Origin of the sequence: Paenibacillus helianthi, from assembly GCF_001909055.1 — a bacterium.
GTDB classification, from domain to species: Bacteria; Bacillota; Bacilli; order Paenibacillales; family Paenibacillaceae; genus Paenibacillus_AQ; species Paenibacillus_AQ helianthi.
Genome location: NZ_LVWI01000002.1, coordinates 474,198 through 500,803, shown reverse-complemented (window position 1 = coordinate 500,803; position 26,606 = coordinate 474,198). Strand labels below are relative to the sequence as shown.

Genomic DNA, 26,606 nt, shown 5'->3' with positions numbered 1-26,606 from the left:
TACGGAAGGGGTTTACTGTGATGGCAGTACACTTTTTGATTGGCCGCTCAGGTAGCGGCAAGACTACGAAAATATGGGAGGATATCTCCTCCCGTCTCGAAGCGGAACCACTGGGTGTGCCGATTATTGTGCTTGTCCCGGAGCAGGGTTCCTTCGGTGCAGAGCAAGGGCTGCTGAAGACGGGCAAGACGAAGGGCAGCATCCGTGCCCAGACGCTGAGCTTCTCGCGGCTGGCCTACCGGGTGAAGCAGGAGACCGGAGGCAGCGCGAGTCTGCCGATCAGCGAGGAAGGCAAGAAGATGCTGATCTACAAGATCATCAGCCGCCGCAAGGAAGAGCTGAAGCTGTTTGGTCAATCAAGCGACAGACCGGGCTTTGTAGAACGGCTTAGCCAACTGCATACGGAGCTGAAGCGCTGCTGCCTGGGCACTGCTGATCTGGAGGAGCAGATCGCCCGAATGCGGGACTCCATAGGGCGAAGTCCCATTCTCGCAAGCAAGCTGGATGATGTACATATGGTGTTCCGAGAGTTGGAACAGGAAATGTCCCGGCTGTACATCGATGAGGAGGATCGGCTGGCTGAGCTGGCTGAACATATTCAGGAGTCTTCTTATATTCGCGGTGCGGAAATCTGGGTGGACGGTTTTCACGGCTTCACAACACAGGAATTTGTCGTGCTGCGGGAGCTGATGCAATATGCCGCTAAAGTCACGGTCGCTTTGACACTGGACCGGATATATCCTGCGGGCATGCAGCCTCATGAGCTGGAGCTGTTTCATCCCGCAGCAGTAACCTGTATCAAGCTTCGCGGAATGGCAGAGGAAATGGGCCTGACGGTATGGGATGAACTTCTGGCACCACCGGTGCTGCCGCGTTTTGCCGGAAGTCCTGTCCTTGCCCATTTGGAGAAGGGGTTTGGCCGGCGAATCCGCTGGAACGGTGCCGCTTCAGAGGTTGCAGATGCGATTACCCTTACTGCGGCAGCCTCGCGCAGAGCCGAAGTAGAAGGAAGCCTGAGGGAGATGCTCCGTCTTGCTCGTGAGGAAGGTGCAAAATACGGGGAGATGGCAGTATTTATGCGCAATATTGCCGACTATGAACAGCTTGTGGTTCCCCTGTTCCAGGACTACGGAATCCCATTCTTCCTTGATCAAAAGATGAATGAGCTGCATCATCCGCTAGTAGAATTTATCCGCTCTGCCTTTGATGTGGTACGCAGACGGTGGCGGTATGAGGATGTGTTCCGCTGTGTGAAGACGGAGCTGTTGCTGCCGATGGACTACAGTGTGACGCGCGCCGATATGGATGCACTGGAGAATTATGTGCTGGCTTGCGGTATTCAGGGCCACCGCTGGACGAATGGCCGGTCCTGGAAGGGGATTCCGAGTCTGTCGCTGGAAGGCGAGAGAGTCGTGGATGAAGTGCTCCTGGCAAGAATGGAAGCATGCCGGGAGATTATTACAGGTCCGCTTCAGGCTTTTGAGAAGCGGGTCAAAACAAGCCGCAGCGGACTGGAACTGTGCAAGGCGGTCTATTTTCTTCTGCAGGACACGGACGCCGCACGCAAGCTGGAACAGATGAGTGCCAAGGCGTTAGGGCTGGGGCAGCCTGAAGCGGCCCGCGAGCATACCCAGCTATGGGGAGCGGTACTGGACCTGCTGGATCAGATTGCCGAGATGATGGGTAACGAAAGAATGGAGTTTGACGTTTTTGCCGGGGTACTGGAGACAGGCTTGGCTGAACTGAAGATGGGGCTGGTGCCGCCTGCGCTGGATCAGGTGCTGGTGGGAACTATGGACCGCACCCGGGTATCGGGAGTCAAGTATGCCTTTTTACTGGGATTCAATGAAGGGGTTGTTCCCGCCCAATTCAAGGAAGACGGCATCCTCTCGGAAGGGGAACGTATGCTGCTGGAGAATGCCGGGATGGAGCTTGCTCCAGGTTCTTCCCGCAAGCTGCTGGATGAGCGTTTTCTGATTTACAATACACTAACTACAGCAAGCCGTAAGCTTTGGATCAGTTATGCGACAGCGGATGAAGAAGGCAAGGCCCTGCTGCCATCCGAAATGATCCGCCATTTGCACGGCATGTTTCCAGGGGCACTGAAAGAGCAGTTTGTTTCCGGATTTCCATCAGCTGCGGCTGGATCGGCAGACGAAATTGAGGCGCTTGAAGCGCTGCATACGGGTTTTGTGGGTCACCCGGAACAGACGCTGCGCATGCTGATTATGCAGCTTCGGCAGTGGCGGCAGGGCGTGGACATTCCCGCACTCTGGTGGGATGTTTATAACTGGTTTATCACGGATGAGGAGCATGGACCGAAGCTGGTAAAGCTGCTCGGTTCACTGTTCTACCGCAATGACGGAATCCGGTTGAAGCAGGAGACCAGTCTGCGCTTATACGGCGGAACAACAGTGCGGGGCAGTGTATCTCGCATGGAGAAATTCGTCGCCTGCGCCTTCTCGCATTTCGCTTCCTACGGGCTGAGACTGAAGGAACGCCAGCTCTACAAGCTGCAGGCCCCGGATATTGGTCAGCTGTTCCATGCCGCTCTCAGCGATATGGCTTTACGGCTGCAGAAGCAGGGACGCAGCTGGGGAAGTATGACGGCGGAGGAATGCCGCCGTGAGGCCGGGGAGACTGTGGACAGGCTCTCACCGCTTCTCCAAGGTGAAATCCTGATGAGCAGTAAGCGTTACGGATATATCTCCCGCAAGCTCAAGAACATCGTCGGCCGCGCCTCTGTGATCCTTGGGGAACATGCCAGACGGGGCAGCTTTGAGCCGGTGGGGCTTGAGCTTGATTTTGGACCCGGCAAGGACCTTCCGCCGCTTAGAATCACCCTGCCAAACGGCTGCGTGATGGAGGTGGTGGGCCGGATCGACCGTGTGGATATGGCCGAAGGCGAGCAAGGCATTCTGCTGCGGGTCATCGACTATAAATCCAGCCAGAAGGACCTTAAGCTGCACGAGGTCTATTACGGGCTGTCGCTGCAAATGCTTACCTACCTGGATGTTCTGCTCACCTATTCGGAGCAATGGCTCGGCAAGACTGCTCTTCCTGCCGGAACGCTCTATTTCCATGTGCATGATCCGCTCTTGACTTCAGCGAACGGCATGAACCGCGAGCAGGCAGAGCAGGAACTAATGAAGCGTTTCAAAATGAAAGGGCTGCTGACGGCTGACCGTGAAGTAGTCTCGCTTATGGATACCACTCTGGACAAGGGGCATTCCTCGATTGTACCGGTGGCACTGAAGAGCGACGGGAGCTTTTACAGCAGTGCTTCGGTCGCTACGCCTGAGCAATGGGGACATCTGCTGACCTCGGTACGCAGCACGATCACTGATATCGGGACACGCATTACCGAAGGTGATGTGGCCATTCAGCCTTACCGGATACAGCAGGAAACAGCCTGCACCTTTTGCTCTTACCGGCCGGTATGCCAGTTCGATGAGGCTGTGGAAGGCAATGCTTACAACATTCTCGGCAAGCCGGGCAAAGAAGTCATCTGGGACCTGCTATCCCGCGAAGGAGGAGAAAAGCCATGATACGAAAAGCGGAACTAGAGCCCAAACCGGAAGGAAGCCTATGGAGCGACGACCAATGGCGCGCTATCGCTGTGAGCGGTGATGATATCCTGGTCGCGGCGGCGGCAGGCTCCGGCAAGACTGCGGTGCTGGTCGAACGGATTATCCGTAAAATCAGCAGCGAAGAGAACGGGTTCAGTGTAGACCGGCTGCTGGTGGCCACGTTTACAAAGGTAGCGGCTGCTGAAATGCGGCAGCGTATCCGCGAGGCACTGGAACGAAAGCTGGAGGAGGAATCCGGGGATGAAGAAGGGAGCAAGGGCAATGAGCATCTGCGCCGCCAGCTTGCCCTGCTCGGCAAAGCTTCGATTACGACGCTGCATTCCTTTTGTCTGGAAGTCATCCGGCGTTATTACCAGCTCATTCCCATTGATCCGGGTTTTCGGATTCTGAATGAGCATGAAGCAGAGATGATGCGCCAGGAGCTGCTGGAGGAGCTGCTGGAAGAGAAGTATGGAGAAGTGAGAGAAGACGGGGAAGATACAGTTTTTGTACAGCTGGCTGACTGGTTCAGCGGTGAACGCAGTGATGATGCTGTGCATGCGCTGGTGCAGCGGCTGCATGATTTTGCGCGCAGCCATCCCTGGCCGGCGGAGTGGCTGCGGGGTACCGCTGCGGATTTCTCACTGCCGGACACGGAAGCCCTTAGCCACACGCCATGGGTCCAGAGTATTATGGCGGAAGCGAAGCTGACACTGGACGGGGCTGCGAGTCAGCTCCGCCAGGGCCGGGATATCGCTTTGCAGCCCGGGGGGCCCGCTCCTTATGCTGAGAATCTGGCTGCGGATCTGGAAATGGTGCAATCGCTGCAGGAAGCTCTGGAACTCCGTCCGTGGGCCGAGTTGTATGATATTTTTATGGAAATATCGTTTGGAAAGCTGAAAGCCTGCAAGAAGGACTCGACCGATCCCGGGCTGCAGGAGACGGTGAAGGATCTCCGTGACAGTGTGAAGAAGAACCTGCTGGAGCTGCAGAAATCCCTATTTGGGCGCCCGGCCGAGGCCTTTTTGGGCGAGCTGCATGAGGCGGCACCGCTGATGCGGGAGCTTGCGGAGACGGTAATCGAATTCGGTGAACGCTACCGGATTGAGAAGGCAGGCCGTGGCCTGGTTGATTTCAGTGACCTCGAGCATTACTGCCTGAAGATCCTGCGCCACGAGGATTCTGCACCTGGTCATTCCGTGCCATCGGATGCGGCGATGGAGTACCGGGACCAGTTCGACGAAGTGCTGCTGGATGAATATCAGGATACAAATAGCGTGCAGGAAGAAATAGTGCGCCTGATCTCCCGCGAATCCCCGGGCAACCGCTTTATGGTTGGAGATATGAAGCAGAGCATCTACCGTTTCCGGCTGGCTGAGCCGGGACTGTTTTTGGATAAATACCGGAGCTTTGGCTCAATCACAGGCAACAAAAGTGATGGCGTAACCGGGACTGGGGAGGATGCCAGGGGGGACGAAATCCCGGATCCAGGCAAGCCGGAAGGCGGCTCGGTAATCGATCTGGCCCGCAACTTCCGCAGCCGCCTGGAGGTGGTTAATGCGGTAAATATGATTTTCCGGCAGATTATGGACAGTAAGGTTGCTGAAATAAGCTATGATGAGCGCGCAGAACTGGTCTACGGAGCACATTTCCCGGGGGCTGAGGAAAAAGGGCCGGATCTTTATTTTGCCCCTGAGCTGCTGCTAATCGACCGGGGGACATCGTTGTCCGGACGCTCAGAAGAGCTGGCTGAGGACGGGGAGCTTCCTCCGCAGGAGAATGAAGCCATTGAGAGTGAAACCGCACAGCTTGAGGCGAGGGCTATTGTGCGGCGCATCTCGCAGATGACCGGCATGAGCGGCGGTGAGCCGCTGCTTATTTATGATAAAGCCCTGAAGATCATGCGCCCGGTTGTTTACGGCGATATAGTCATTCTGCTGCGGTCCGCGCGGATCTGGACACCGCTGATGATCGAGGAGCTGCGTCTGGAGGGTATCCCGGCGTATGGTGACCAGAACAAGGGTTACTTTCAGGCTACGGAAGTAGAAATTGCCCTTTCGCTGCTGCAGATTGTGGACAATCCCCGTCAGGACATCCCGCTGGCTGGCGTGCTACGTTCACCTGTGGTGAATTTGCGCGAAGAAGAGCTGGCTTTGGTGCGTCTTTGCAGCAATGGTTCATTTTTTGATGCTGTCCTTGCTGCAGCCGGGGAAGAGAACAAGGCAGACTATTCTTCAAAATCTTTACATGCGGAAATACAGCAGGCAGCAGCAGGACTGGCAAAGGCTGTTCAAGCCGAGAGTGCTGCTTCTAATGAAGCAAGCCTGGCACAAAGCGGTGGATTAGCGGAAGATAGAGCCGCTGGCGGAGGCACGCCGGAGATTTCTGTGCAGCTTCAGACGAAGCTGCAAGCTTTTCTGAAGCTGCTTGAGGGCTGGAGAAATGCCGCCCGGCAGGGCAGTCTCAGTACATTGATCTGGCGGATTTATGGTGAGAGCGGCTATCTGGAGTGGGTCGGCGGCTTGCCTGGAGGCTTTCAGCGCCAGAACAATCTGACTGCACTGTATGACCGGGCTGTACAATTTGAAAAAGACACCTCTGCGCGAGGATTGTTCCGCTTCTTGGTGTTCATGAACCGGCTGAGAGAAAACGGCGGAGACTTGGGCGTGGCGGGAGGAACGGGCGAAGAGGCCGGTGGAGTCAGAATTATGACCATTCACAAATCCAAGGGTCTGGAGTTTCCGGTGGTGTTTCTGGCCGGGATGGCGAAGCCGTTCAACCGTCAGGATTTGTACTCCCCGTTCCTGATGCATAAAGAGCTTGGATTCGGACCGCGTTTTGTAGAACGGGATACCCGGGTCAGCTACCCTACACTTCCTTATCTGGCCATTAACCGCCGTTCCCGGCTGGAACTGCTGGCAGAGGAGATGCGTGTGCTCTATGTCGGATTAACCCGGCCGCGTGACAAAATGATCCTTGTCGGCACGGTAAGAGATTTATCCCGCACCCTTGCAGGCTGGAGCAGCGTGCAAGCCCGTGAAGAATTACTGCTGGAGGACCATTTGCTGGCCCGGGGACGCAGCTATTTAGATTGGGTAGGACCGGCACTCATCCGGCATCCAGGAGCAGCTATTCTCCGTAAGCTGGCAGGAACAGAGGGATCTGTATCTGCGGTACTGCATAATGATGCTTCCAATTGGAGTATCTCAGCGGTGAACGCGGCAGAACTCAGTTCCGGCTCTCTTGCTGCGGCTGGTACAACGGATCAGAATGAGGAACGGTATACTATGCTCGAAGCATTGAAGTGCGGCCGCAGTGTGGCATTTAAGAGCACAAGTAGAGAGACTGATATCACCGCACGACTGAACTGGGTCTATCCTTATGCCGCCGCATCCGGGATTCCCGCCAAAACATCAGTCACCGAACTGAAATCGATGCTGTCCATGCAGGAGCAGCCTTCCTATGATTTGCTGGAAGAGTCCCGGCTCCCGGCTTCGGGGAACAGCCTGGCACGCGGGGTGGCAGGAACAGATAGTCTGCATCTGCGGCGCCCAAAATTTATGGAGAAACGTGGCTTGTCGTCTTCAGAGCGGGGAACGGCCTATCATACGGTCATGCAGCATGTTCCGCTGGAAGGTGTTGTAGACCGTGTTGTCCTGGAAGCCACAATAGCACGTCTTACACGGCTTGCCATTCTCACAGACGAGCAGGCTGAGGCAGTTGAGCTTGGTGAAATTGAGGCGTTTTACATGGGGGAAATGGGCCGGAGGCTAATTGGGGCTCCCTGGAAAAGAAGAGAACAGCCTTTCAGCTATATGGTTCCGGCAAGTGAGGCCTACCATGGACTCATTGATCTCAATGAAGCGGCAGCGGGACTTGAAGCTTCTGAAGTAAGCCCGGTCATGGGGGAATCCGTCCTGATTCAAGGTGTAATCGACTGCCTCTTCCGGGAGGAGGGACGGCTGATTCTGCTGGATTACAAGACGGATGCTGTTCTGGAGCATCAGGGCGGAATTGATTCTCTGAAAGAAAAGTACCGGTTTCAGCTGGAGCTGTACAGCAAGGCGCTGCTGAATATTCTCGGGGAGCCGGTCAGCGAGATTTGGCTGTACTTTTTTGACGGCGGTCATGCTGTAAAGCTATAAATCGATCCATATTTGTGCCGATGAAACTATAAATCTATCAATCGAGAAATACCGCATGAAGGCGGGGAAAAGAGGACGACAATGCGCATATTGCATACGGGGGACTGGCATCTGGGCCGGACGCTGGAAGGAAGAAGCCGGCAGAAGGAGCAGGAGCAGTTCATCGATGAGCTGGTAGAGATTGCCGATGATTCCCAGGCAGATCTTATTCTGATGGCGGGAGATGTCTATGATTCCGTGAATCCACCGGCAGCAGCAGAGCAACTGTTCTACGATGCTGCCGCCAGACTTACGGCAAATGGCCGGCCGCTGGTGGTCATTTCCGGCAATCATGATCAGCCTGAGCGTGTAGCCTCCGTATCCCCGCTTGTCCGCAGACAGGGCATTACACTGGTGGGTTTGCCTACCTCTGAGCCGGTGACGGTCCACGCCGTACGTACAGGAGAAATCGCCAAAATCGCTGCCCTTCCATATCCTTCCGAAGCCCGGCTGGGCGAACTGCTCGCCGGGGATAGCGGAGAAGATGAGCTTCGTCTTGCCTACAGCGCAAGGGTAGGCAGGCTGATGAACATGCTAGGGCGGGAATTCACACCTCATACGGTCAATTTGGCGATGAGTCATATCTATGTCCTGGGCGGGGTAGAGAGTGATTCGGAGCGTCCTATTCAGGTCGGCGGGGCGTACACCGTTGATCCCTCAGCGCTGTCATGCGGCGCACAATATACAGCGCTTGGGCATCTTCACCGTGCCCAGCGTGTGAAAGGCGACGGCATGATCCGTTATAGCGGATCGCCTCTGGCCTACAGCTTCTCTGAAGCGGGTCAGGCCAAGTCCGTGGCGTTGCTTGAGATTGCACCTGGCGGAGAACCTTCTTTTGAAGAAATCTATTTGCGCTGCGGCCGTCCTCTGGTGAACTGGAAGTCTTCCGGCGGGTTACAGGAAGTATACAACTGGCTGGACGAAGGCCGGGATGCAACAGCTTTTATTGATCTGGAGCTCCGCCTGACGGAAGCGATGTCGCTGAATGATATCCAGCGGCTGCGCAAATCCAGAGAGGGGATCATCCATATTCGTCCGGTGTATCCGCAGATGGAGCAGGAGCTTGAGGAGATGGCCCGCTCGCGCATGCCGGTGCAGGAGCTGTTCCGGAGATTCTACCAGCGGCAGACCGGCGGGGCAGAGCCTGAGGACAGCCTGATTGAACTGTTCCTGGAGCTGGCGGAAGAAGAGCGGCGCGAGCCTGCGGAAGGGGAGGACAACTGAAGTGAAGCCAATTCTACTAAAGGTAGCCGGGCTGCAAAGCTATAGAGAGCAGCAGGAGATTGATTTTGCGAGTCTGACCGAGACAGGACTATTCGGTATTTTTGGGCCTACGGGAAGCGGCAAATCCAGTTTGCTGGACGCGATCACACTGGCCATGTATGGCAAAGTGGAACGGGCAGTGAACGGGACACAGGGAATCATGAACCATTCCGAGGACCAGCTTAGTGTGGCATTTACTTTTGAGCTAACTTCCTCAGCCGGCCCCCGCCGTTACCGGGTCGAACGGAAATTCAAGCGGACCGGGGACCAGTCCGTGAGCAATACAATCAGCCGTTTCATCGAGGTTGCGGATGACGGTGATCACGTGATGGCCGATAAGCTCGCAGATGTTACACGCTGTGTAGAGGAGCATATCGGACTTAAAATGGATGATTTCACCCGGGCCGTTGTGCTGCCGCAGGGTAAGTTTGCTGAGTTTCTGTCACTGCGCGGTGTAGACCGCAGACAAATGCTCCAGCGTCTTTTTCATCTGGAGCAGTATGGTGACGGGCTGGCGCTGAAGCTTAGCCGCCGGGTGAAGGAGAATGAGGCTGCGCTGCGCGCACTGGAGGCTGAGCAGCAGGGGCTGGGCAGTGCAGGCAAGGCGGATGTTGAGGCTGCTGAGCAGCGCCTGCAGGAAGCGGTCCTCCAGGCGGCAGATTGCCGCAAGCGGCTGGATGAGGCGGTGCTGCGGGCGGAACGCTATGCCCGCATCCGTGAGCTGCAGGACGAGCGATCCCGCCGTGAGGGTCAGCGGGAGGCTTTGCTTGCGCAGGAGGCAGATATCCTCCTGCTGGAGCAGAAGCTCGGCAAGGCTGACGAAGCCGAGAAGATGCTGCCCGCGCTGAAAACATGGCGCAACGCGGAAGAGGCCTGGAAGAGCCGATTGGACCGTGCGGAGGGCCAGGAGGTGCAGGCCGCCGCAGCCGAGCGGAAGGCGGCGGAGCTGGCCACGGCGGAAGCGGCGGCGCAGGCCGCGCTGGCCGCGGAGGAGCCCGCCCTCCGGCAGGGGGCGGATACCTACCGCCGCGCGCTCGAGCTGGAAGCTGAGCTGGGCGGACTGCGGCGCGAGCGCACAGCGGTGCTGGAGCGCCGCGATGAGGCCTCCCGCGGGCTCGCTGCCCGGCGGGAGAGCATGGCCCGGGAGCGTGAGCTTTTGGCCAAGGGCCAAAAGCGCCAGCAAGAGCTGCAGCAGAGCCTGCAGCCGCTGGCGGTCCGCTCCCAGGAGCGGCAGACGCTGCAGGAAGCCATGCAGCGTCTTCAGGGCCTGCGTTCCGCCTCCTCCCAGCGGGAGACAGCGGAACGGGAACGCGCCGAGCGCGCCGCGGTGCTCGCGGCGGCAGAGGCGCGGCTCGCCGCCGCCGGCGACCGGCGGCGCTCGCTTGAGGCGCAGCGCGGCGCGGGAATCGCCGCCGCAGCGCTGCACCTGGAAGAGCTGCGCGCCGGAGAGGCCGCAGCGGGAGCCGCCGCCGATCAGCTGGAGCTTCACGGAAGCACGCTTGCGGCGGCGCTCAAGGGCCAAGAGCGGCACCGGCTCTCTCTGTCGCTCGCCAGTGAACTGCAGGACGGGCAGCCGTGTCCGGTCTGCGGCAGCCAACATCACCCCACCCCTGCGCTGGCAGAGGACAGCGGGGAGCGGGAAGAGCTGGAGCGCCAGCTTGAGCAGTCCCGTGCGTTAGGCAGACGGGCGCTTGAAGCGCGTCATCTGTTCCGCAGCCTGCTGGAGCAGGATGTGACCTGGCTGGAGCAGGTGTACGGCGAAGGGGCAGCAGAATCCTTCGCAATACCTGCAGCTGCGGGGCTGGAACAAGGCAGCGCTATCGGCTCAGCCTCGTCTTGGACCTCGGCATCTTCAGATCGCCCTGTAGCCCCGGTTCCATCGGGTCGCCTTGAAGCTCTTGCATCTTCAGATCGCCCTGTAGCCCCGGTTCCATCGGATCGCCTTGAAGCTCTTGCATCTTCAGATCGCCCTGTAGCCCCGGTTCCATCGGATCGCCTTGAAGCTCTTGCTCCATCGGATCGCCCTGTAGCCCTGGCCAATCCATCTGGAGCTTCGGCTCCTGCCGGTCTCTCTTCTGATCCTGTTTCATTCAGCACTAATACAGTTTTGGCTGAGCAGGCATTATCCGGATTGGAAAATGATTATTCTGCTCTAAAAATCCGCTCCGGCGAGCTTCGCCGAAGTGCGGCAGAATGGCAGCGCTCCTTGCAGGAAGAGCAGCAGCTGACTCACAAGGAAGCAGCGGCGGCGGAAGCCGAAGCAGCTTGGGTGCAAGGCATTACAGCCAAGGCCGCGGATCTGGCACGGCAGCTGGATGAGCTCCATAACGAATGGACGCGGCTCTTTCCGGAGCTGGCTCCGGATGATGCAGAGCATGCCTACCGTGAAATGCAGAAGAAGGATGAGCAAGCTGAAGAAATCAGGGGACGGCTGGAGATTAGCGTCAAGTTTCTGGATGACAAGAGCACTTCCGTACAGGTGCTTCAAGAGGAAATAGCGTCCTTAGACAAGGAACTGGCCCAGTGGAACGCACAGCTGGAAGGCAAAGAGGCGCTGGAGAGCGAGAAGGAGCAGCGCCTCCTGGAGTGGACTGGCGGCAGGTCTGCTGCCGTTTTGCTGGCGGAATGCGAGCAGCGCCTGCAGGCGCTGCAGGCGGGTCTGGACAGCAGCAGGCAGTCTCACCGGACAGCAGCGGAACAGGCACAGCATGCGGTGAAGGAAGCAGCTATCAGCCGCCAGGCGGCGGAGTCTGCCCGGGAGCATTATGCTGCGGCTGCCTCGTATTGGGAAGACAGTTTGAAGGCCTCGCTGTTTGCTTCAACCTTTGAGGTAGAAGGTGCGGCGCTCACCCCTGAAGAGCGGACGGAGGCGGGAGCCCGGGTGCGGGCCCACCGTGATGGTGAAGCAGAAGTTACGCTGCAGCTGCGGAATATTGAAGAGAAGCTGGGAGGGACTGTTCTAAGCACAGAGGAATGGCAAGAGAGCCAGGAAACCCTGCGCAGATGCAAGGATGACGATGAGGCCGCTTTGCAGGGCCGGGCACGTGCTGAACGTGATCTGGAAGACTTGCAGCACCGCCACGTCCGATGGATGGAGCTTGAAGGGAAGCGTGCGGAGCATGCTGAGCTTCAAGACCGGCTGTCCAAGCTGCAGACCGTGCTGAGGGGAAACGCCTTTGTAGAATATATTGCGGAGGAGCAGCTCATGCAGGTATGTCAGGCAGCATCACAACGGCTTCGTTTCCTGAGCAAGCAGCGTTATGCGCTTGAGGTGGATTCCGGCGGCGGGTTTGTCATTCGTGATGACGGGAATGGCGGAGTAAGACGACCTGTATCCACCTTATCCGGCGGAGAAACGTTCCTGACCTCTTTGTCCCTGGCACTGGCGCTTTCGGCTCAGATCCAGCTGCGTGGGCAGTATCCGCTGCAATTCTTTTTCCTGGATGAAGGCTTCGGTACATTGGACCCGGATCTGCTCGACACAGTAATCACATCACTCGAAAGACTGCATAACGACCAGCTCTCCGTTGGGATCATCAGCCATGTTCCTGAGCTGAGGGCACGTCTGCCCCGCAAGCTCGTTATCGTTCCGGCAGAGCCGGGAGGCGGAGGTTCGAGGATTATTTTGGAAAAAATGTGATGCCTGATATACAATGTGATAACTGTCACAGATACAGTATCATACCCTTGTTATAATACAGCTAAGCCGACATCATTTTGAAACACCTCGGCGGACGTATGACCGGGAGTTTTGCTCCTTTTCATACGTCCGCCGCCGAATCAGCTTTTTGAGCTGATAGGGTGTTTCTTTTTTTTGTCTTTTTTTCATGGCAGAAATGTATAATGAATTCCCAGCAATCTGTATCTATAACAGAGCTGATGATCTTCAAATTCCATGATTTATATAAAATGAGTTTTTGAATTTTCTATTATGGATCTGCTGTGACTACAGACAGTCCACATTCCTACTCCCTATGCTTCCACATTCTCCCTGAGCCAACTCCCCGTTGCCACCGTTATCGTCACTGTCACAGTCACCTGTCTTTCCCAATCCGCAATTATCCTGTATGATAAGAGACATAAAAATAATGATGCCGCGAAGTAAGCCATTCTCGAGCACGGATTAGCACAAGCTGGATTCACCTGCTGGCTTTTCACCACAACTATAGGAGGAAGCGTCCCGATGGAAACCGTGTTTAGCAAAATCATTGAAGGTTCGATACCTTCCAAGAAGGTATTCGAAAATGAACGGATTCTGGCTTTTTATGATATTGAGCCTGCAGCTCCGGTACATGTGCTGATTATTCCAAAGAAGTTCATAGCTTCCATGAATGACGTTGCACCTGAGGACCTGCCGCTAATCGGTGAGATTCATGCCGTGGCACAGCAAATTGCTGTCCAGCTTGGGATTGCAGACAGCGGATACCGCCTGATTAACAATTGCGGACCGGACAGCGGACAAGCCGTGCCTCATCTCCACTATCACTTGCTTGGCGGGGCCAAATTAGGCGCACTTGTCGGAAATTCGGCATCTCACGCCTGACAGATTTTAAATACGGAAATACCTGGCCGAAAAAAAGAATAACACGAAGGTTGACACCATATTTCGCTTTGACCTATAATGAAATTTGATGAACCGTGTTGTTATGCTCTTGGACGGTCTGGTCGGAGGGAGGGAAAACTGGTGTCTGAAACGAAAGTTCGCAAAAACGAGACAATTGATGCTGCACTTCGTCGCTTTAAACGTTCCATTGCTAAAGATGGTGTCTTGGCTGAGGTGAAGAAACGCAAGCATTATGAAAAGCCAAGCGTAAAGCGCAAGAAGAAGTCTGAGGCTGCTCGTAAGAGAAAGTTTTAGGAGGATTACCCACGCATGAATCTTAGCGAACGATTAAACGAAGATATGAAGCAAGCGATGAAGAGTAAGGACAAGTTCACACTCTCCACGATTCGAATGGTTCGTTCTACAATAAAGTATCTTGAAATAGATTTGAAGAGAACATTAGACGACAACGAAGTGCTTGATATCCTTAGTCGTGAAATCAAACAGCGCAAAGATGCCCTCCAAGAATTTGAATCAGCGGGTCGCGACGAGCTTGCCGCGAGTACGAAGGCAGAAATCGAGATTATCATGAAATACCTACCTGAACAGCTTTCCGAAGAAGAAATTAAAGTAATTGTACAGCAGACCATCCAGGAAACCGGTGCTTCTTCGAAAAGTGAAATGGGTAAGGTGATGAGCGCACTGATGCCTAAGGTAAAAGGTCGCGCCGATGGTAAACTCGTGAACCAGGCGGTTCTGCAATTTCTGCAATAATATAACGCTAGCACCCCTTTATTAAGGGGTGTTTTTCATTTTTCGGGGAATTTATGCATGTATAGGTTTATAAGATTATGTTAGGGACACATTCTAAGAATAGACTTTGATGTGTCTCTTTTTATGCTGCATTCTTTAACTTCGTTTGAAACGCTTGTGTCTAAGGGGCGTACTATGCACTAAGAGCTGGAATTATGTGAAGAGGAGGTAGAACCTTGGACAGATTTCGTAAAATCGCGGTATCCAGTATTTCCTTTCTCCTATTACTGCTGCTGCTGCTGATACCGATAGCGGGTGTGGCAAGCGCAGATAAGGCTTCACCGCGTACATCAGCAGCTGCGCCTGTGTCCAAGAATGGGCCTGTATTTATCATTCCGGTAGATCAGGAAATTGAACGTGGGCTCCAGAGCTTTCTGGAGCGGGGATTCCAGGAGGCGGCAAACTACGGGGCTGTTCTGATTTTGCTGGAAATAGATACACCGGGCGGACTCGTGGATTCAGCCGAACAGATCGGCATGATGGTACGCGACAGTAAAATTCCGACTGTAGCCTATATCAGGGGGGATGCCGCTTCGGCAGGCAGCTACATTGCGCTGAACGCAGGAAATATCATTATGAAACCGGGTAGTATGATTGGTGCGGCTTCCCTGGTGGACGGCAGAGGAAATAGTGTGGAAGACGCTAAGATCACGTCCTATTGGAAATCAAAAATGGTCGGTGCCGCTGAGCTGAACGGGCGTGATCCGGAAATAGCTGCCGGGATGATGGATAAGAATATTGTCGTCAACAAGCCCGAGCTTGGTGTGAAAAAGGCACAGGGCGAGATTATCGCACTAAGCAGCGATGAAGCGCTCAAAGCCGGGTACGCAGACAGCATCGCAAGTACGCCTGAAGAAGCGATTACCTCACTGGGCTATTCCACAGACGACATTTTTCGCGTGGAGCATACCGGTGCGGAAAAAATGTCGCATTTTCTGACCAATCCGATTGTGATGACGATTCTGCTCTTCATCGGAATTGCGGGAATTGTCATTGAGATGCTGGTTCCGGGCTTTGGTGTTCCGGGGATTATCGGCACATTGGCCTTTGCGCTTTATTTCTTCGGTAATTACGTGGCGGGCTTTGCCGGTGCAGAGACCTGGCTGTTGTTCATTCTGGGACTTGTGATGCTGATTCTGGAGCTGTTTGTCCCGAGCTTTGGCATACTCGGTATCCTGGGCTCAGTACTCCTCGTAGCGGGCGTAGTAAGGGCTGCTTACAGCTATACACATGCGTTGTTCAGTCTGGGCATTGCTTTTGCGGCAGCGGCAGTAGTCATTATTGCTGTGGCTGTCACTTTCAAGGAGCGGGGGATATGGAACCGGTTTATTCTGAAGGACAGTCTAACCAAAGAGCAGGGATTTGTGCCTGTATTGGAGAAGCTTAGTTTGATTGGAGCCTCTGGCGTCAGTATAACACCGCTTCGTCCGGCAGGAACGGCTAGTCTGAATGGGGAGCGGGTGGATGTGGTTACCGAGGGCTCCTTTATTGACACAGGTGTTTCCATTTCGGTGATCAAGGTCGAAGGCGGACGAGTGGTTGTGAAGGAAGCCGCGAAATAAGAATTGTGAAATTACATTTTAACGGAGGTTGGAAGAGGTATGATTGAAGCGTCTACTATTACGATTTTGCTGATCGCGGTTGTTGTAATTGTTGTATTGAGTGTGTTTTTCAGCTTTTTCCCGGTCATGTTATGGGTTTCAGCCTGGGCTGCCGGAGTGAAAATCAGTATTATTACCCTGGTGGCGATGAGACTTCGGCGGGTTACGCCAAGCCGGATCGTCAATCCGCTGATCAAGGCAACCAAGGCGGGGCTTGGCGTGAATATTAATCAGCTCGAAAGCCATTATCTGGCGGGCGGGAATGTAGACCGGGTTGTGAATGCGCTAATTGCCGCGCAGCGTGCAGACATTCCGCTGGAATTCACACGTGCCGCTGCAATCGATCTTGCTGGACGCGATGTGCTGCTGGCGGTGCAGATGAGTGTTAATCCGCGCGTGATCGAGACTCCGATTGTAGCCGCAGTAGCCAAGAACGGTATCGAGGTTAAGGTAAAAGCGAGAGTAACCGTACGCGCCAACATTGACCGCCTCGTCGGCGGTGCAGGTGAAGAAACCATTATCGCCCGTGTAGGGGAGGGGATCGTCACCACAGTAGGTTCAAGTGATTCCCATAAGGACGTGCTGGAGAATCCGGATTCCATCTCCCGGACTGTATTATCTAAGGGACTAGATTCGGGGACGGCTTTTGAAATTCTGTCCATAGATATCGCGGACATTGATGTAGGGAAGAATATTGGTGCCTATCTGCAGACCGAACAGGCTGAGGCAGATAAGCGCATTGCCCAGGCCAAAGCAGAGGAGCGCAGAGCAATGGCTGTCGCCCATGAGCAGGAAATGAAGGCCCGTGTCGTTGAGATGAAAGCACTTGTAGTCGAGTCCGAGTCCAAAGTGCCGCTGGCTATGGCGGAAGCGCTGCGCTCTGGCAAACTTGGAGTTATGGATTATATGAATCTCAAAAATATCGAAGCTGACACCCAAATGCGCGGCTCGCTTGGCAAACTAAACGACGGTGATGACAACACCCGTCCAACCAATAAATAAGGGGATGTGAGTCCCATGGGCAGCTTGATTTATGTAGCAGCGATTATCATCATCGCAATCATTTCGAGTCTGAATAAGGCGGGTAAAAAGAAGGGGGACCCCGCTCCGCGCGGAGGAATGCCTACTTTTGGCAGTGGAGGCGGGAATCCCCTTCAACCTTCCGGGCGAACGCAGAGCAAGCCGAAAAATGAGCGCAGTGGTTTTCCTGTTCCCGGAGGCGATTCCCCTAACCTTAGCAGGCCTTTGGCTTCCTTCCCGGAAACGGGGGATGAGGCATCTCCGGCATGGCCGGAATCTGCAGAGTCGCCATCCCCCGATTACCAAACCGGTGAAGGTGTTTCTTTAGAGCAAGCCTGGGGAGATGGCGTACAAGTCCGTGCAGAGCGGATGGAGCGGGAGTTGAAACGCTTGGAATCGCAATTTACCGGAAGTGCGTCCACCGTGAGCTCTGGAAACGCCGGTAAACGGCCTGATGCCGCCCAGGAGGTTGACCGGGATTTCAGGGCAGACCGCAAGGCGCTGCAGGACGGTCTTCGATGGGCGGAAATACTGGGTCCCCCGCGATCGCGGCAGCCCCGTACTTTTCGCAGATAACCTATGAGCTTCGGATTCCTATGAGGGGTCCGGAGCTTTTTTGCTTCATGTTAACCTGCACTTGTTATTCGCTTCCCGAGTTCTTCTCATAAACAAAAGCGCTCCCGCATAAGGTGTACAGAAGGCAGGAAGGGGGAGAAGTCTACTTATGACCCGTATAGGCCGCAGGCTGCGGGGATGGACAAACGGGGTGCTGGATCTTCCGCAGGACGTACTGCAGGAGCTGCCCCGAATCACCCTGATCGGCAATAAAGAACTGTATATTGAGAACCATCGCGGTGTGCTGCATTTTTCCTCCGGGCAGCTGAAGCTGGCGTTAGTTAACGGTTCGCTGGAGATTTCCGGCGAGGGGCTGATGATACGCAATATATTAGGCCAGGAGCTGACGGTAGAGGGAGTTATCGGAGAAATCAGATATAAGGGAAGCGAGGAGAAAACATGAAGGAACCGCCTCTGTCATCACTGCGGGGGTTCGTTACACTGCATGTGACGGGACCGCAGGTGGAAAAGTTTATCAACGCCGTAACCGAAGCAGGAATCGTGATCTGGGACGTGAGGCCTGCCGGCAACGGTGCTTCCCTGAACCTGTTACTGGATGACTTTTTTGTCCTTCGGCCGCTCTTGAAAAAGACAGGCTGCCGCTCGCGGGTCACAGCCAGATACGGACTGCCGTTCCGGGCGGCCAGGCTGTGGAAACGGAAGTTTTTTGCCGCAGGCGTGCTGCTGTTCGGAATTGGCCTGCTGCTGTTATCCTCGATGGTATGGACCATTCGAATTGAAGGCAACAACCGGATTGCTTCTGAGGATATCCTGCAGGCCGCACGACAAGAGGGGGTATACCCCTTCCAGTGGATTTGGCGAATGAATGATCCGGACAAGCTCTCCAAAGCGCTGACCTCAGAGCTTCCGGGTGTCTCCTGGGTAGGGGTGCAGCGGACTGGGACGAGCGTCAAAATCCAGATTGTGGAGTCCGACCAGCCGGAGAAAAAGCCTCTGCTCAGCCCGCGGCACCTGGTCAGCAGGACCGATGCAGTGGTCAGCGAAATCTACGCGGAGCAGGGCAGACCTGTAGTAAGCCGAAACACACGGGTTAAAAAAGGGCAGATATTGATCTCCGGCACACTGGGTGATGAAGAAAATATGGAATCTGTTGTTGCTAAAGGCGAGGTGAAAGGGCTCGTCTGGCATGAATACAATATAGAGGTACCGCTGAAAAGATCGGGAAGCTCCTATACTGGAGAACGGAAGGACCGCACCTATCTGGTGCTTGGCAAATGGGCGATTCAGCTGTGGGGATACGGTGTTTCCGGCTTTACAGAATCACGTACGCTTACGGAGCATGATCCGCTGACGTGGCGGTCATTCCAGCTGCCGCTGGGGCTGATGACCGAGAAGGAGATGGAGGTCCGTAGCACAACTGATACACTGACACCCGAGGCTGCGCGGCAAGAGGGGATTACGGGGGCGAAGAACGATATTTTGGCCCGTTACGGCACGGACAGCACCATAAAAAGTCAAAAAATTTTGCATGAGAAGAAAGACAATGGTAAAGTTTATATGAAAGTGCTCTTTGAAGTGGAAGAGAGAATCACGGAAGAACTTCCGATAGTAAACAACTGAGGAGAATGAGGCTACTTGTCAGAACAGACTGCAAGCATTCGTATATCTTTGCAAAATGCGGGAGAAGCGCAATCCCTGTTCGGCCCGCAGGATGGTTTTCTGAAAATAATCGAAAGTGAAATTCCTGCCGTGATTGACTCGCGTGAAGCTGAAATTACGGTTCGCGGAGCGGAGCGGGAAGTGGACATGCTGGAACAGCTGTTTGGTGTGCTGCTCTCCCTGATCCGCAGCGGCTACATACTCAGTGAACGGGATATTCAGTATGCGGTGGAGCTGGCCAAGGATTTCCGGGCCGACCAGCTGCTTGATTTGTTCAAAGGTGAAATCACGACCACCTTCCGTGGCAAACCTATCCGGGTCAAAACGATTGGCCAGAAGCATTACGTAACTACCATCAAAAAGCGGGACATCGTCTTCGGCATCGGTCCAGCTGGTACCGGCAAAACCTATCTTGCCGTTGTGCTGGCTGTTACAGCGCTGAAGGAAGGCTCCGTCAAACGTATAGTCCTTACACGCCCGGCTGTGGAAGCAGGAGAGAGCCTGGGCTTCCTTCCTGGCGATTTGCAGGAAAAGGTAGATCCGTACCTCCGTCCTCTTTACGATGCCTTATACGACGTTATGGGCCCCGATCAGGTCGCTAAGGCATTGGAACGTGGGTTGATTGAGATCGCTCCGCTTGCTTACATGCGCGGGCGTACGCTGGATGACTCCTTTATCATTCTCGACGAAGCCCAGAATACAACCCCGGAACAGATGAAAATGTTCCTGACCCGCCTTGGATTTGGCTCCAAGATGGTAATCACGGGGGATGTCACCCAGATCGACCTGCCGCGCGGCAAGAAATCGGGCCTGATCGAAGCCAAAGCGATTTTATCCGGCATTGATGAGCTGGGTTTTGTCTATTTCGCAGAACAGGATGTAGTCCGGCATTCCCTGGTACAGAAAATTATCGTCGCCTATGAACGCTCTGCCGAAAACCGCGAATAAAAAAGGGGACTGTCTTCATGGCCTCAAAGCAACCATCCAAATTAAGCGGATTTGTATACAGCAACAACGGCTGGAAGTATAGCGCGGTAACGCGCTATGCTCTTTTCCTGTTACTTGGGCTCATTTTCTACTTCAGCCTGTCGTCAGATCTGGTACCCAAGAAGTATGATATCAAAGAGGGAACCCACAGTGCCAAGGAAATCACAGCACCCAAGCAAATCCTAGACACCAAAGCCAAGCTTAAAGCCCAGGAAGAAGCGGCTGAGAATGTAACCAACCGTTATGCAATCATACCAATGAGAGCGGATAATCTCGTAACCTCCCTGCTCGACCGGATTGACCGGCTGAACCAGGATGATCTCATCTCGCAATCCGACAAAACGGCTATTTACCGGGAGGAGATTCCTCAGCGGGCCAATGATTTTATTTTGAATTTTGTGACCTCCAGCCGAAGTTCCGGTACCTATTCCGAACATCTGCTGGATGAAATGCAGTCAGTGATCAAGGATCAGACGTATGTTATTCCAGAAGAGACCTTTATCAAGATTCCGCGTCTGACCTCTCAGGATATTATCGAGATGAAGCCGGTTGCCCGGGATATCGTAACGAAACTAATGAACGATCAGATTACAGACGCCCAGTCTGCACGTGCCAAAGTGGCTGAACAGGTCAGCGTCAGTTCGCTTAGCCAGCGCACGGCCCGTGAGGTTGTGCAGGAACTGGTGCGGCTCGTGATTACAAGCAACAAGTTCTACGATGAGGATGCGACCAAAGAAGCCAAGGTACAGGCCCGGGAGAATACACCTGATGTGTTCATTGAGCAAGGGGATGTACTTGTTGCCAAAGGGGAGCTAATCACTCCCGAGTTATATGCACTTCTGGATGACAACGGCCTGCTGAGCAACGAGGTTAATTATTGGCCGCAATTTGGTCTGCTGCTTCTTTCGGCTATGTTATCCTTTGGCCTTTTGACCTTCATCCGTTATAACGGGGGAACCTCCGGCTTTAAGTACAATAACTCCCAGCTGCTGATGCTGGTGCTGGTATTCATAATTACGATAATTACGATGAAGCTGGCTGCGTTCCTGCAGACAGATGTACGTTCTTATGTCGGTTTTCTGGCCCCGGTTGCTATTGGTGCAATGTTAATCACCATGCTGCTGGATATGACCCTGGCATACTTTTGTTCCATTTTGATCAGTATACTTGCCAGCATCATCCTAAATGTGCAGCAGAACACCGTATTTGATTTCACCTTCGGGTTCTTTGCACTTATCGTTTGTTATGTCGCCATCTTTGCCACACACCGCGCGGGACAGCGTTCCACGCTCCTCAAAGGCGGGATCATGGTATCCTTGTTCGGCTGCTTGACTGTATTTATGCTTACGGTGCTTGGCGGAGGCGTCTGGAATCAGACGCAGACGCTCTATGCGATTGGCTTCTCTTTTGCCAGCGGTCTGCTGACTGCCGTGCTGGTTATCGGTCTGATGCCTTTCTTCGAGGCTACCTTCGGTATCCTGTCGGCGCTGAAGCTCGTCGAACTGTCCAACCCGAACCATCCCCTGCTGCGCAAGCTGCTTACGGAAACGCCAGGTACTTATCATCACAGCGTGATGGTCGGCAACCTGTCGGAAGCGGCGGCGGAGGCTATTGGAGCAGATGGACTGCTCTGCCGGGTCGGCTCCTATTATCATGATATTGGCAAGACCAAACGGCCGTTTTATTTCATAGAGAACCAGAACAACATGGAGAATCCACATGATTCGATCGAGCCGATGCTCAGTAAATCAATCATTGTGGCGCATGCAAGGGATGGGGTGGAAATGCAGAAGGAGTACAAGCTGCCGAAGCCAATCCGCGATATTGCTGAACAGCATCACGGCACAACATTCCTGCATTATTTTTACCACAAGGCACTGAAGCTGGCTGAGGAAAAGGGGGTGGAGCCCGATTTCACCGAAGAGGACTTCCGGTACCCCGGACCGAAGGCACAGTCCAAAGAATCCGCCGTGGTCGGAATCGCCGACAGTGTGGAAGCCGCCGTCCGCTCGCTCCGCAAACCTACAGTTGTGCAGGTGGAGACGATGATTGAGAAAATCATCAAGAGCCGCCTGGACGATCATCAGTTCGATGAATGCGACCTCACGATCAAGGAGCTCGATATTATCGCGCGGACACTGAAAGAGACGGTAATGGGGATTTTTCACTCACGGATTGAATATCCCGAGGATGTGAAAAAACCGAAAAAAGAGGAAGGGGCCGTAACAACATGAGTTTAGCAATCGTTTGGAACAACGAGCAGGAAGAGCATCCTATAAGCGATGAGCTGATCACCCTACTGGAGAATATTCTGCAAAAGGCAGGACAAATGGAAGGGATTGACGAAGGCGAAGTGGATCTTACTTTTGTCAATAATGAGCGTATCCACGAATTGAATATGGAGTACAGGGGGATTGACCGTCCGACGGATGTACTCTCCTTTGCCATGAACGAAACCGGAGAAGATGAGCCGGAAATTATATATGTTTCCCAGGACAATGGGGAAGGAGAGGATGTGCCTTATGTTCTGGGCGACATCATTATCTCTGTGACCCGGGCGCAAGAGCAGGCGCTGGAATATGGACATTCCCTGGAACGCGAGCTTGGTTTCCTGTTTGTCCACGGTTTCCTGCACCTGCTGGGCTATGATCATCAGGATGAGGCTTCGGAGGCTGAAATGATGTCCAAGCAGGAGCAAGTGCTGGTCCAGGTCGGGTTGACCCGCTAATGGTCAAGAATACAGCGGTAGGCCATAAAAAGTTCTGGCACTCTTTTCGATTTGCTGCGCATGGCATTGCTTCGGCGTTCAAATCCGAGCTGAATATGAAGGTGCACAGCACTTTAGCTGCATTGGTGCTTGTTGCCGCTGTTCTATTCAGACTTCCCCTGTCCAGCTGGATGCTGCTGTTGCTTGTGATTACGCTCGTTTTGACCGCTGAGCTGCTGAATACCGCCATTGAGGCGACGATTGATCTGGTCTCCCCTGAGATACATCCCTTGGCTAAAAAGGCGAAGGATACCGCCGCAGGTGCTGTACTGCTCACAGCGGTCTTTGCGGTCATCGCCGGAATCTATGTATTTTATCATCCTGTGATGGACTGGATCACCGGACTTATGTCATAATCAGTGTACAACTTGAGCTTATGGGAGAGGCGGACCCGCGTTTTGCGCTCCGTCTTTCATTGTCTTTACTTCAAAGCCAGTTTGTACGAAGTTATTCAGTGAAGTAATCCTAACAAACTCTTAGGAGGACAACTATGGAATCTGCCCTACTCTTACAAGAAGCGATCAAAGCTCGGGCCAATGCCTATATCCCCTACTCCCGTTTCGGTGTCGGTGCAGCATTGCTGGACCAGGACGGCCACGTGCATCATGGCTGCAATGTTGAGAATGCCGCCTTTGGGCCGACAAACTGTGCCGAACGGACTGCGCTTTTCCGCGCCATTGCGGACGGCCACAAGGCTGGAAGCTTCAAAGCGATCGCAGTCATTGCGGATACAGACGGACCAGTATCGCCTTGCGGCGTCTGCCGCCAAGTGATGGTAGAGTTATGCCCTCCAGATATGAAGGTCATTCTCGGCAACCTGAAGGGTGACATTCAGGAAACCACGGTGCGGGATTTGCTTCCGGGCGCGTTTGGACCCGCCGATCTGGAGCAGGGCCAGGCTCCCGAGTGAGCCGGGAATTACGGATCGATTCAGGGACTTACTAAGCGTATGCTACACTTCTTACAGCAGAGTTCGAGAATACAATAGATTGGTTAATCAGCCTTTTAAATGCGAATTCTAATGGGCAAAGTGCAGCAGAATAAGAATTGAGCTTCAAATGAACAGAAGTATTCATTCAGCACTTTAGTAAATTTGTTCCACAGTCAAGCGTGTTCCCGTAGGGAACGTAAGCGTTCCAACCGTCAACCTCATTCCCATGTGACCCCAAGCTGCTCATTCGCCCATTTCCGGGTGTCCAGAGGGCCGGGGCCCTTGGGGTCCCCCTTAGCAAAGGGGGATTTAGGGGGATCGAAACGCCTTTAGGGGGATCGAAAAAGCTTTTGCAAAAGGGTTAACTCATGAATTCAGGAAGGAAGATCATATGAAATTCAAATCAGGGTTTGTCGCCATTATCGGCAGACCGAACGTAGGCAAATCGACACTCATGAACCAGGTGATCGGACAGAAGATCGCCATCATGTCGGACAAGCCGCAGACAACCAGAAACAAAATACACGGGGTATACACCGCTAATAATTCGCAGATCGTATTCCTGGACACGCCGGGTATTCATAAAAGACAGTCTAAGCTGGGCGACTATATGAATCAGACGGCGATGAGCACACTGCATGAGGTAGAAGCCGTGCTGTTCCTGGTGGACGCTTCCGAAGGCATGGGCGGTGGTGACCGCTATATTGCCGAGCAGCTGAACGGAATCAAGACGCCGGTCATTCTCGTGATGAATAAAATTGACAAAATCGAGCCGGAAGCTCTCCTTCCGATGATCACCGAATACAACAAGCTGCATGAGTTCGCTGAAATTGTACCGATTTCAGCCAAGCTCGGCAGTAACGTGAATACACTGCTGGATCAGGTGGCGAAATATCTGCCGGAAGGCCCGCAGTATTATCCCGATGATCAGATTACCGACCATCCGGAGCAATTCGTCTGTGCGGAATTGATCCGTGAGAAAATCCTGCATCTGACCCGCGAGGAAGTGCCGCATTCCATCGCGGTTGCGATTGAGGACATGCGTGTCGAATCCAATGGCGTTGTACATGTTTCGGCTGTCATTTTTGTCGAGCGTGATTCCCAGAAGGGGATTATTATCGGCAAGCAGGGTGCTCTGTTAAAAGAAGTGGGCAGACGGGCCCGTACGGATATCGAGAACCTGCTGGGTTCGAAGATTTTTCTGGAGCTGTGGGTAAAAGTGAAAAAAGACTGGCGTAACCAGGACCGCGTTCTGCGTGATTTGGGCTTCCACAAAGACCTTTAAGATCCGCATCTGCGGCTTTTTTGAAATATACTTGGCAGGAATTGCAAGGATAGATCCTGGCCTATCGCACATCCTATTTCTGAAGAGACATCGTGTTTCCGAAGAAAGGATGAATACGAATGCGAGACTTTTCGTGGAAGTATTTTGCAATGACTGGAGATGTCGATGCTTATCTGCTGTACAAAGAAGCCGCAGATCCGCTTAGTGGCAGTATAGAGCTGCCCGCGGAGGAAGAGAAGGTCCTTGATGAAGAAGCACAATAAGGACTGGTTGCTTGCCGAGTGGTTGGGGGAAGAGGCATGCTATACAGGGTGGAAGGGATCGTCATCCGCAGCATGGACTACGGCGAGGGGAACGCGATTATTACGCTTTGCACCGAGAACGCCGGCAAAGTAGGCGTTCTTGTGCGCGGTGCCAAAAAGGTTAAAAGCCGCCATGCTGCCTTGATCCAGCTGTTCACTACCGGAGAATTTGTGTTTTTCCGCAACAATGGGGGACTCGGAACACTGAATGCCGGGGAGATTACGAAGTCTCATCATCCGCTTCGTGAGGATCTGGTTAAAGCGGCCTATGCTTCATATGCCTGCGAGCTGCTCGACCGTGTGCTCCATGATGAGGAAACCGGCAGCTTCTGGTACCGGCAGCTCTCGGCTTGTTTGAATGCGATCGAGGAAGACAAAGAGCCAGGTATCATTACTAATGTTTTTGAAATGAAAGTTCTGCAGGCAGCAGGCTATGGCCCGCAGCTGGATCATTGTATTGTTTGCAGCTTGGACAAGCCTGACGAGGAACTCCGGCTCAGCCCCCGCCTCGGCGGTGTCCTCTGCCGCAGTTGCAGGCATAATGATCCTCCGGCAATGGAGGTCTCCCCCCGTGCACTCAAGCTGCTGCGTTTATTCGCTGCTCTTGATCTGACACGGCTTGGCAGCGTAGATGTGAAGGAAGAGACACGGGCTGAACTCAAAAAGATTATGCGGGCCTTTATGGACCATCAGCTGGGGCTGAAGCTGAAGTCGCAGAATTTTCTGGATCAGCTTGATAAATACAAGATTTGACGAAATGCAAAAAATCCGTTACTATAGGTTCAGTTTCTTTTATAGTTGCGCCGTTGTAGCTCCTAACATGGAGTAACGTGCAGTGATCGGGAAAGTAATGAGCAGCTTGTCGCTTAAGCGAGCCGGGGGTAGTGGAAGCCTGGCGGGACAACGTTCATGAACATGGCACCCGGGAGTACGCAAGCGGCCAAATGAAAGTGGATTTCGTCTTTATTGATGAGATCAAGTAGGGTGGAACCGCGGGAGTAATTTCAAGCTCTCGTCCCTATGTCTGTATATCAGGCATGGGGGCGGGAGCTTTTTTGCCTTGTGATGAGCAAGGATAGAAAAGTGACGCCTCCATCGCACAGCAG

General features: G+C 53.9%; 20 protein-coding genes. All 20 read left to right on the top strand.

Going from position 1 to position 26,606, the window contains the following annotated elements:
• Window positions 1–20 precede the first annotated feature (20 nt).
• On the top strand, window positions 21–3,548 hold the full coding sequence (addB, locus tag A3844_RS04935; protein WP_074106759.1) for a helicase-exonuclease AddAB subunit AddB: 3,528 nt from the start codon (window positions 21–23) through the stop codon (window positions 3,546–3,548).
• Window positions 3,545–7,714 carry a UvrD-helicase domain-containing protein gene (locus A3844_RS04930; RefSeq protein ID WP_074106758.1) on the top strand — a complete coding sequence of 1,390 codons (4,170 nt, stop codon included), beginning with the start codon at window positions 3,545–3,547 and terminating at the stop codon, window positions 7,712–7,714. The genes addB and A3844_RS04930 overlap by 4 nt, the downstream gene beginning before the upstream one ends.
• A gap of 81 nt (window positions 7,715–7,795) precedes the next feature.
• A complete protein-coding gene (locus A3844_RS04925; protein ID WP_074106757.1) occupies window positions 7,796–8,977 on the top strand; it encodes an exonuclease SbcCD subunit D in 1,182 nt (393 codons plus the stop codon).
• A gap of 1 nt (window position 8,978) precedes the next feature.
• Window positions 8,979–12,656 carry an AAA family ATPase gene (locus A3844_RS04920; RefSeq protein WP_074106756.1) on the top strand — a complete coding sequence of 1,226 codons (3,678 nt, stop codon included), beginning with the start codon at window positions 8,979–8,981 and terminating at the stop codon, window positions 12,654–12,656.
• Between the two features lie 543 nt (window positions 12,657–13,199).
• On the top strand, window positions 13,200–13,559 hold the full coding sequence (locus A3844_RS04915; RefSeq protein WP_074085707.1) for a histidine triad nucleotide-binding protein: 360 nt from the start codon (window positions 13,200–13,202) through the stop codon (window positions 13,557–13,559).
• A gap of 141 nt (window positions 13,560–13,700) precedes the next feature.
• Window positions 13,701–13,874, top strand: coding sequence for a 30S ribosomal protein S21 (gene rpsU, locus A3844_RS04910; protein ID WP_005547957.1), 174 nt, complete (start codon window positions 13,701–13,703; stop codon window positions 13,872–13,874).
• 15 nt (window positions 13,875–13,889) lie between these two features.
• Window positions 13,890–14,333 (top strand): GatB/YqeY domain-containing protein, encoded by a 444-nt coding sequence (locus tag A3844_RS04905; protein ID WP_074085706.1) that lies wholly within the window; start codon window positions 13,890–13,892, stop codon window positions 14,331–14,333.
• 215 nt (window positions 14,334–14,548) lie between these two features.
• A complete protein-coding gene (locus tag A3844_RS04900; protein WP_074106755.1) occupies window positions 14,549–15,934 on the top strand; it encodes an NfeD family protein in 1,386 nt (461 codons plus the stop codon).
• A gap of 39 nt (window positions 15,935–15,973) precedes the next feature.
• Window positions 15,974–16,975 (top strand): flotillin-like protein FloA, encoded by a 1,002-nt coding sequence (gene floA / locus A3844_RS04895; protein ID WP_074085704.1) that lies wholly within the window; start codon window positions 15,974–15,976, stop codon window positions 16,973–16,975.
• A 15-nt stretch (window positions 16,976–16,990) separates the two neighbouring features.
• Complete coding sequence (locus tag A3844_RS04890) at window positions 16,991–17,569, top strand: hypothetical protein (protein ID WP_074085703.1); 579 nt, start codon at window positions 16,991–16,993, stop codon at window positions 17,567–17,569.
• Window positions 17,570–17,717: 148 nt separating this feature from the next.
• The gene (gene yqfC / locus A3844_RS04885) at window positions 17,718–18,011 is read left to right on the top strand and encodes a sporulation protein YqfC (protein ID WP_074085702.1); all 294 of its coding nucleotides are present in this window, start codon (window positions 17,718–17,720) and stop codon (window positions 18,009–18,011) included.
• Complete coding sequence (gene yqfD, locus A3844_RS04880; RefSeq protein ID WP_074085701.1) at window positions 18,008–19,189, top strand: sporulation protein YqfD; 1,182 nt, start codon at window positions 18,008–18,010, stop codon at window positions 19,187–19,189. The genes yqfC and yqfD overlap by 4 nt, the downstream gene beginning before the upstream one ends.
• 15 nt (window positions 19,190–19,204) lie before the next feature.
• Window positions 19,205–20,176 (top strand): PhoH family protein, encoded by a 972-nt coding sequence (locus A3844_RS04875; protein ID WP_074085700.1) that lies wholly within the window; start codon window positions 19,205–19,207, stop codon window positions 20,174–20,176.
• Window positions 20,177–20,193: 17 nt separating this feature from the next.
• The gene (locus A3844_RS04870) at window positions 20,194–22,449 is read left to right on the top strand and encodes an HD family phosphohydrolase (RefSeq protein ID WP_074085699.1); all 2,256 of its coding nucleotides are present in this window, start codon (window positions 20,194–20,196) and stop codon (window positions 22,447–22,449) included.
• Window positions 22,446–22,943: an rRNA maturation RNase YbeY gene (ybeY, locus tag A3844_RS04865; RefSeq protein WP_074106754.1), complete on the top strand. Its 498-nt coding sequence runs from the start codon at window positions 22,446–22,448 to the stop codon at window positions 22,941–22,943. The genes A3844_RS04870 and ybeY overlap by 4 nt, the downstream gene beginning before the upstream one ends.
• Window positions 22,943–23,338, top strand: a complete 396-nt coding sequence (locus A3844_RS04860) for a diacylglycerol kinase family protein (protein ID WP_074085697.1) — start codon at window positions 22,943–22,945, stop codon at window positions 23,336–23,338. Before ybeY ends, A3844_RS04860 begins: the two co-directional genes overlap by 1 nt.
• A 134-nt stretch (window positions 23,339–23,472) precedes the next feature.
• A complete protein-coding gene (cdd, locus tag A3844_RS04855; protein ID WP_074085696.1) occupies window positions 23,473–23,892 on the top strand; it encodes a cytidine deaminase in 420 nt (139 codons plus the stop codon).
• 412 nt (window positions 23,893–24,304) lie between these two features.
• Window positions 24,305–25,198 carry a GTPase Era gene (era, locus tag A3844_RS04850; protein ID WP_074085695.1) on the top strand — a complete coding sequence of 298 codons (894 nt, stop codon included), beginning with the start codon at window positions 24,305–24,307 and terminating at the stop codon, window positions 25,196–25,198.
• Between the two features lie 119 nt (window positions 25,199–25,317).
• Window positions 25,318–25,461, top strand: coding sequence for a YqzL family protein (locus A3844_RS04845; protein ID WP_074085694.1), 144 nt, complete (start codon window positions 25,318–25,320; stop codon window positions 25,459–25,461).
• Window positions 25,462–25,497: 36 nt separating this feature from the next.
• The gene (gene recO, locus A3844_RS04840; protein ID WP_074085693.1) at window positions 25,498–26,253 is read left to right on the top strand and encodes a DNA repair protein RecO; all 756 of its coding nucleotides are present in this window, start codon (window positions 25,498–25,500) and stop codon (window positions 26,251–26,253) included.
• The last annotated feature ends 353 nt before the right edge of the window (window positions 26,254–26,606 follow it).

What these genes read in the sequence shown, in the direction of transcription:
- addB (WP_074106759.1), top strand. Translation starts at nt 21, where the DNA reads ATGGCAGTACACTTTTTGATTGGCCGCTCAGGTAGCGGCAAGACTACG.
- A3844_RS04930 (WP_074106758.1), top strand. Translation starts at nt 3,545, where the DNA reads ATGATACGAAAAGCGGAACTAGAGCCCAAACCGGAAGGAAGCCTATGG.
- A3844_RS04925 (WP_074106757.1), top strand. Translation starts at nt 7,796, where the DNA reads ATGCGCATATTGCATACGGGGGACTGGCATCTGGGCCGGACGCTGGAA.
- A3844_RS04915 (WP_074085707.1), top strand. Translation starts at nt 13,200, where the DNA reads ATGGAAACCGTGTTTAGCAAAATCATTGAAGGTTCGATACCTTCCAAG.
- A3844_RS04905 (WP_074085706.1), top strand. Translation starts at nt 13,890, where the DNA reads ATGAATCTTAGCGAACGATTAAACGAAGATATGAAGCAAGCGATGAAG.
- floA (WP_074085704.1), top strand. Translation starts at nt 15,974, where the DNA reads ATGATTGAAGCGTCTACTATTACGATTTTGCTGATCGCGGTTGTTGTA.
- A3844_RS04890 (WP_074085703.1), top strand. Translation starts at nt 16,991, where the DNA reads ATGGGCAGCTTGATTTATGTAGCAGCGATTATCATCATCGCAATCATT.
- yqfC (WP_074085702.1), top strand. Translation starts at nt 17,718, where the DNA reads ATGACCCGTATAGGCCGCAGGCTGCGGGGATGGACAAACGGGGTGCTG.
- yqfD (WP_074085701.1), top strand. Translation starts at nt 18,008, where the DNA reads ATGAAGGAACCGCCTCTGTCATCACTGCGGGGGTTCGTTACACTGCAT.
- A3844_RS04870 (WP_074085699.1), top strand. Translation starts at nt 20,194, where the DNA reads ATGGCCTCAAAGCAACCATCCAAATTAAGCGGATTTGTATACAGCAAC.
- ybeY (WP_074106754.1), top strand. Translation starts at nt 22,446, where the DNA reads ATGAGTTTAGCAATCGTTTGGAACAACGAGCAGGAAGAGCATCCTATA.
- A3844_RS04860 (WP_074085697.1), top strand. Translation starts at nt 22,943, where the DNA reads ATGGTCAAGAATACAGCGGTAGGCCATAAAAAGTTCTGGCACTCTTTT.
- cdd (WP_074085696.1), top strand. Translation starts at nt 23,473, where the DNA reads ATGGAATCTGCCCTACTCTTACAAGAAGCGATCAAAGCTCGGGCCAAT.
- era (WP_074085695.1), top strand. Translation starts at nt 24,305, where the DNA reads ATGAAATTCAAATCAGGGTTTGTCGCCATTATCGGCAGACCGAACGTA.
- A3844_RS04845 (WP_074085694.1), top strand. Translation starts at nt 25,318, where the DNA reads ATGCGAGACTTTTCGTGGAAGTATTTTGCAATGACTGGAGATGTCGAT.
- recO (WP_074085693.1), top strand. Translation starts at nt 25,498, where the DNA reads ATGCTATACAGGGTGGAAGGGATCGTCATCCGCAGCATGGACTACGGC.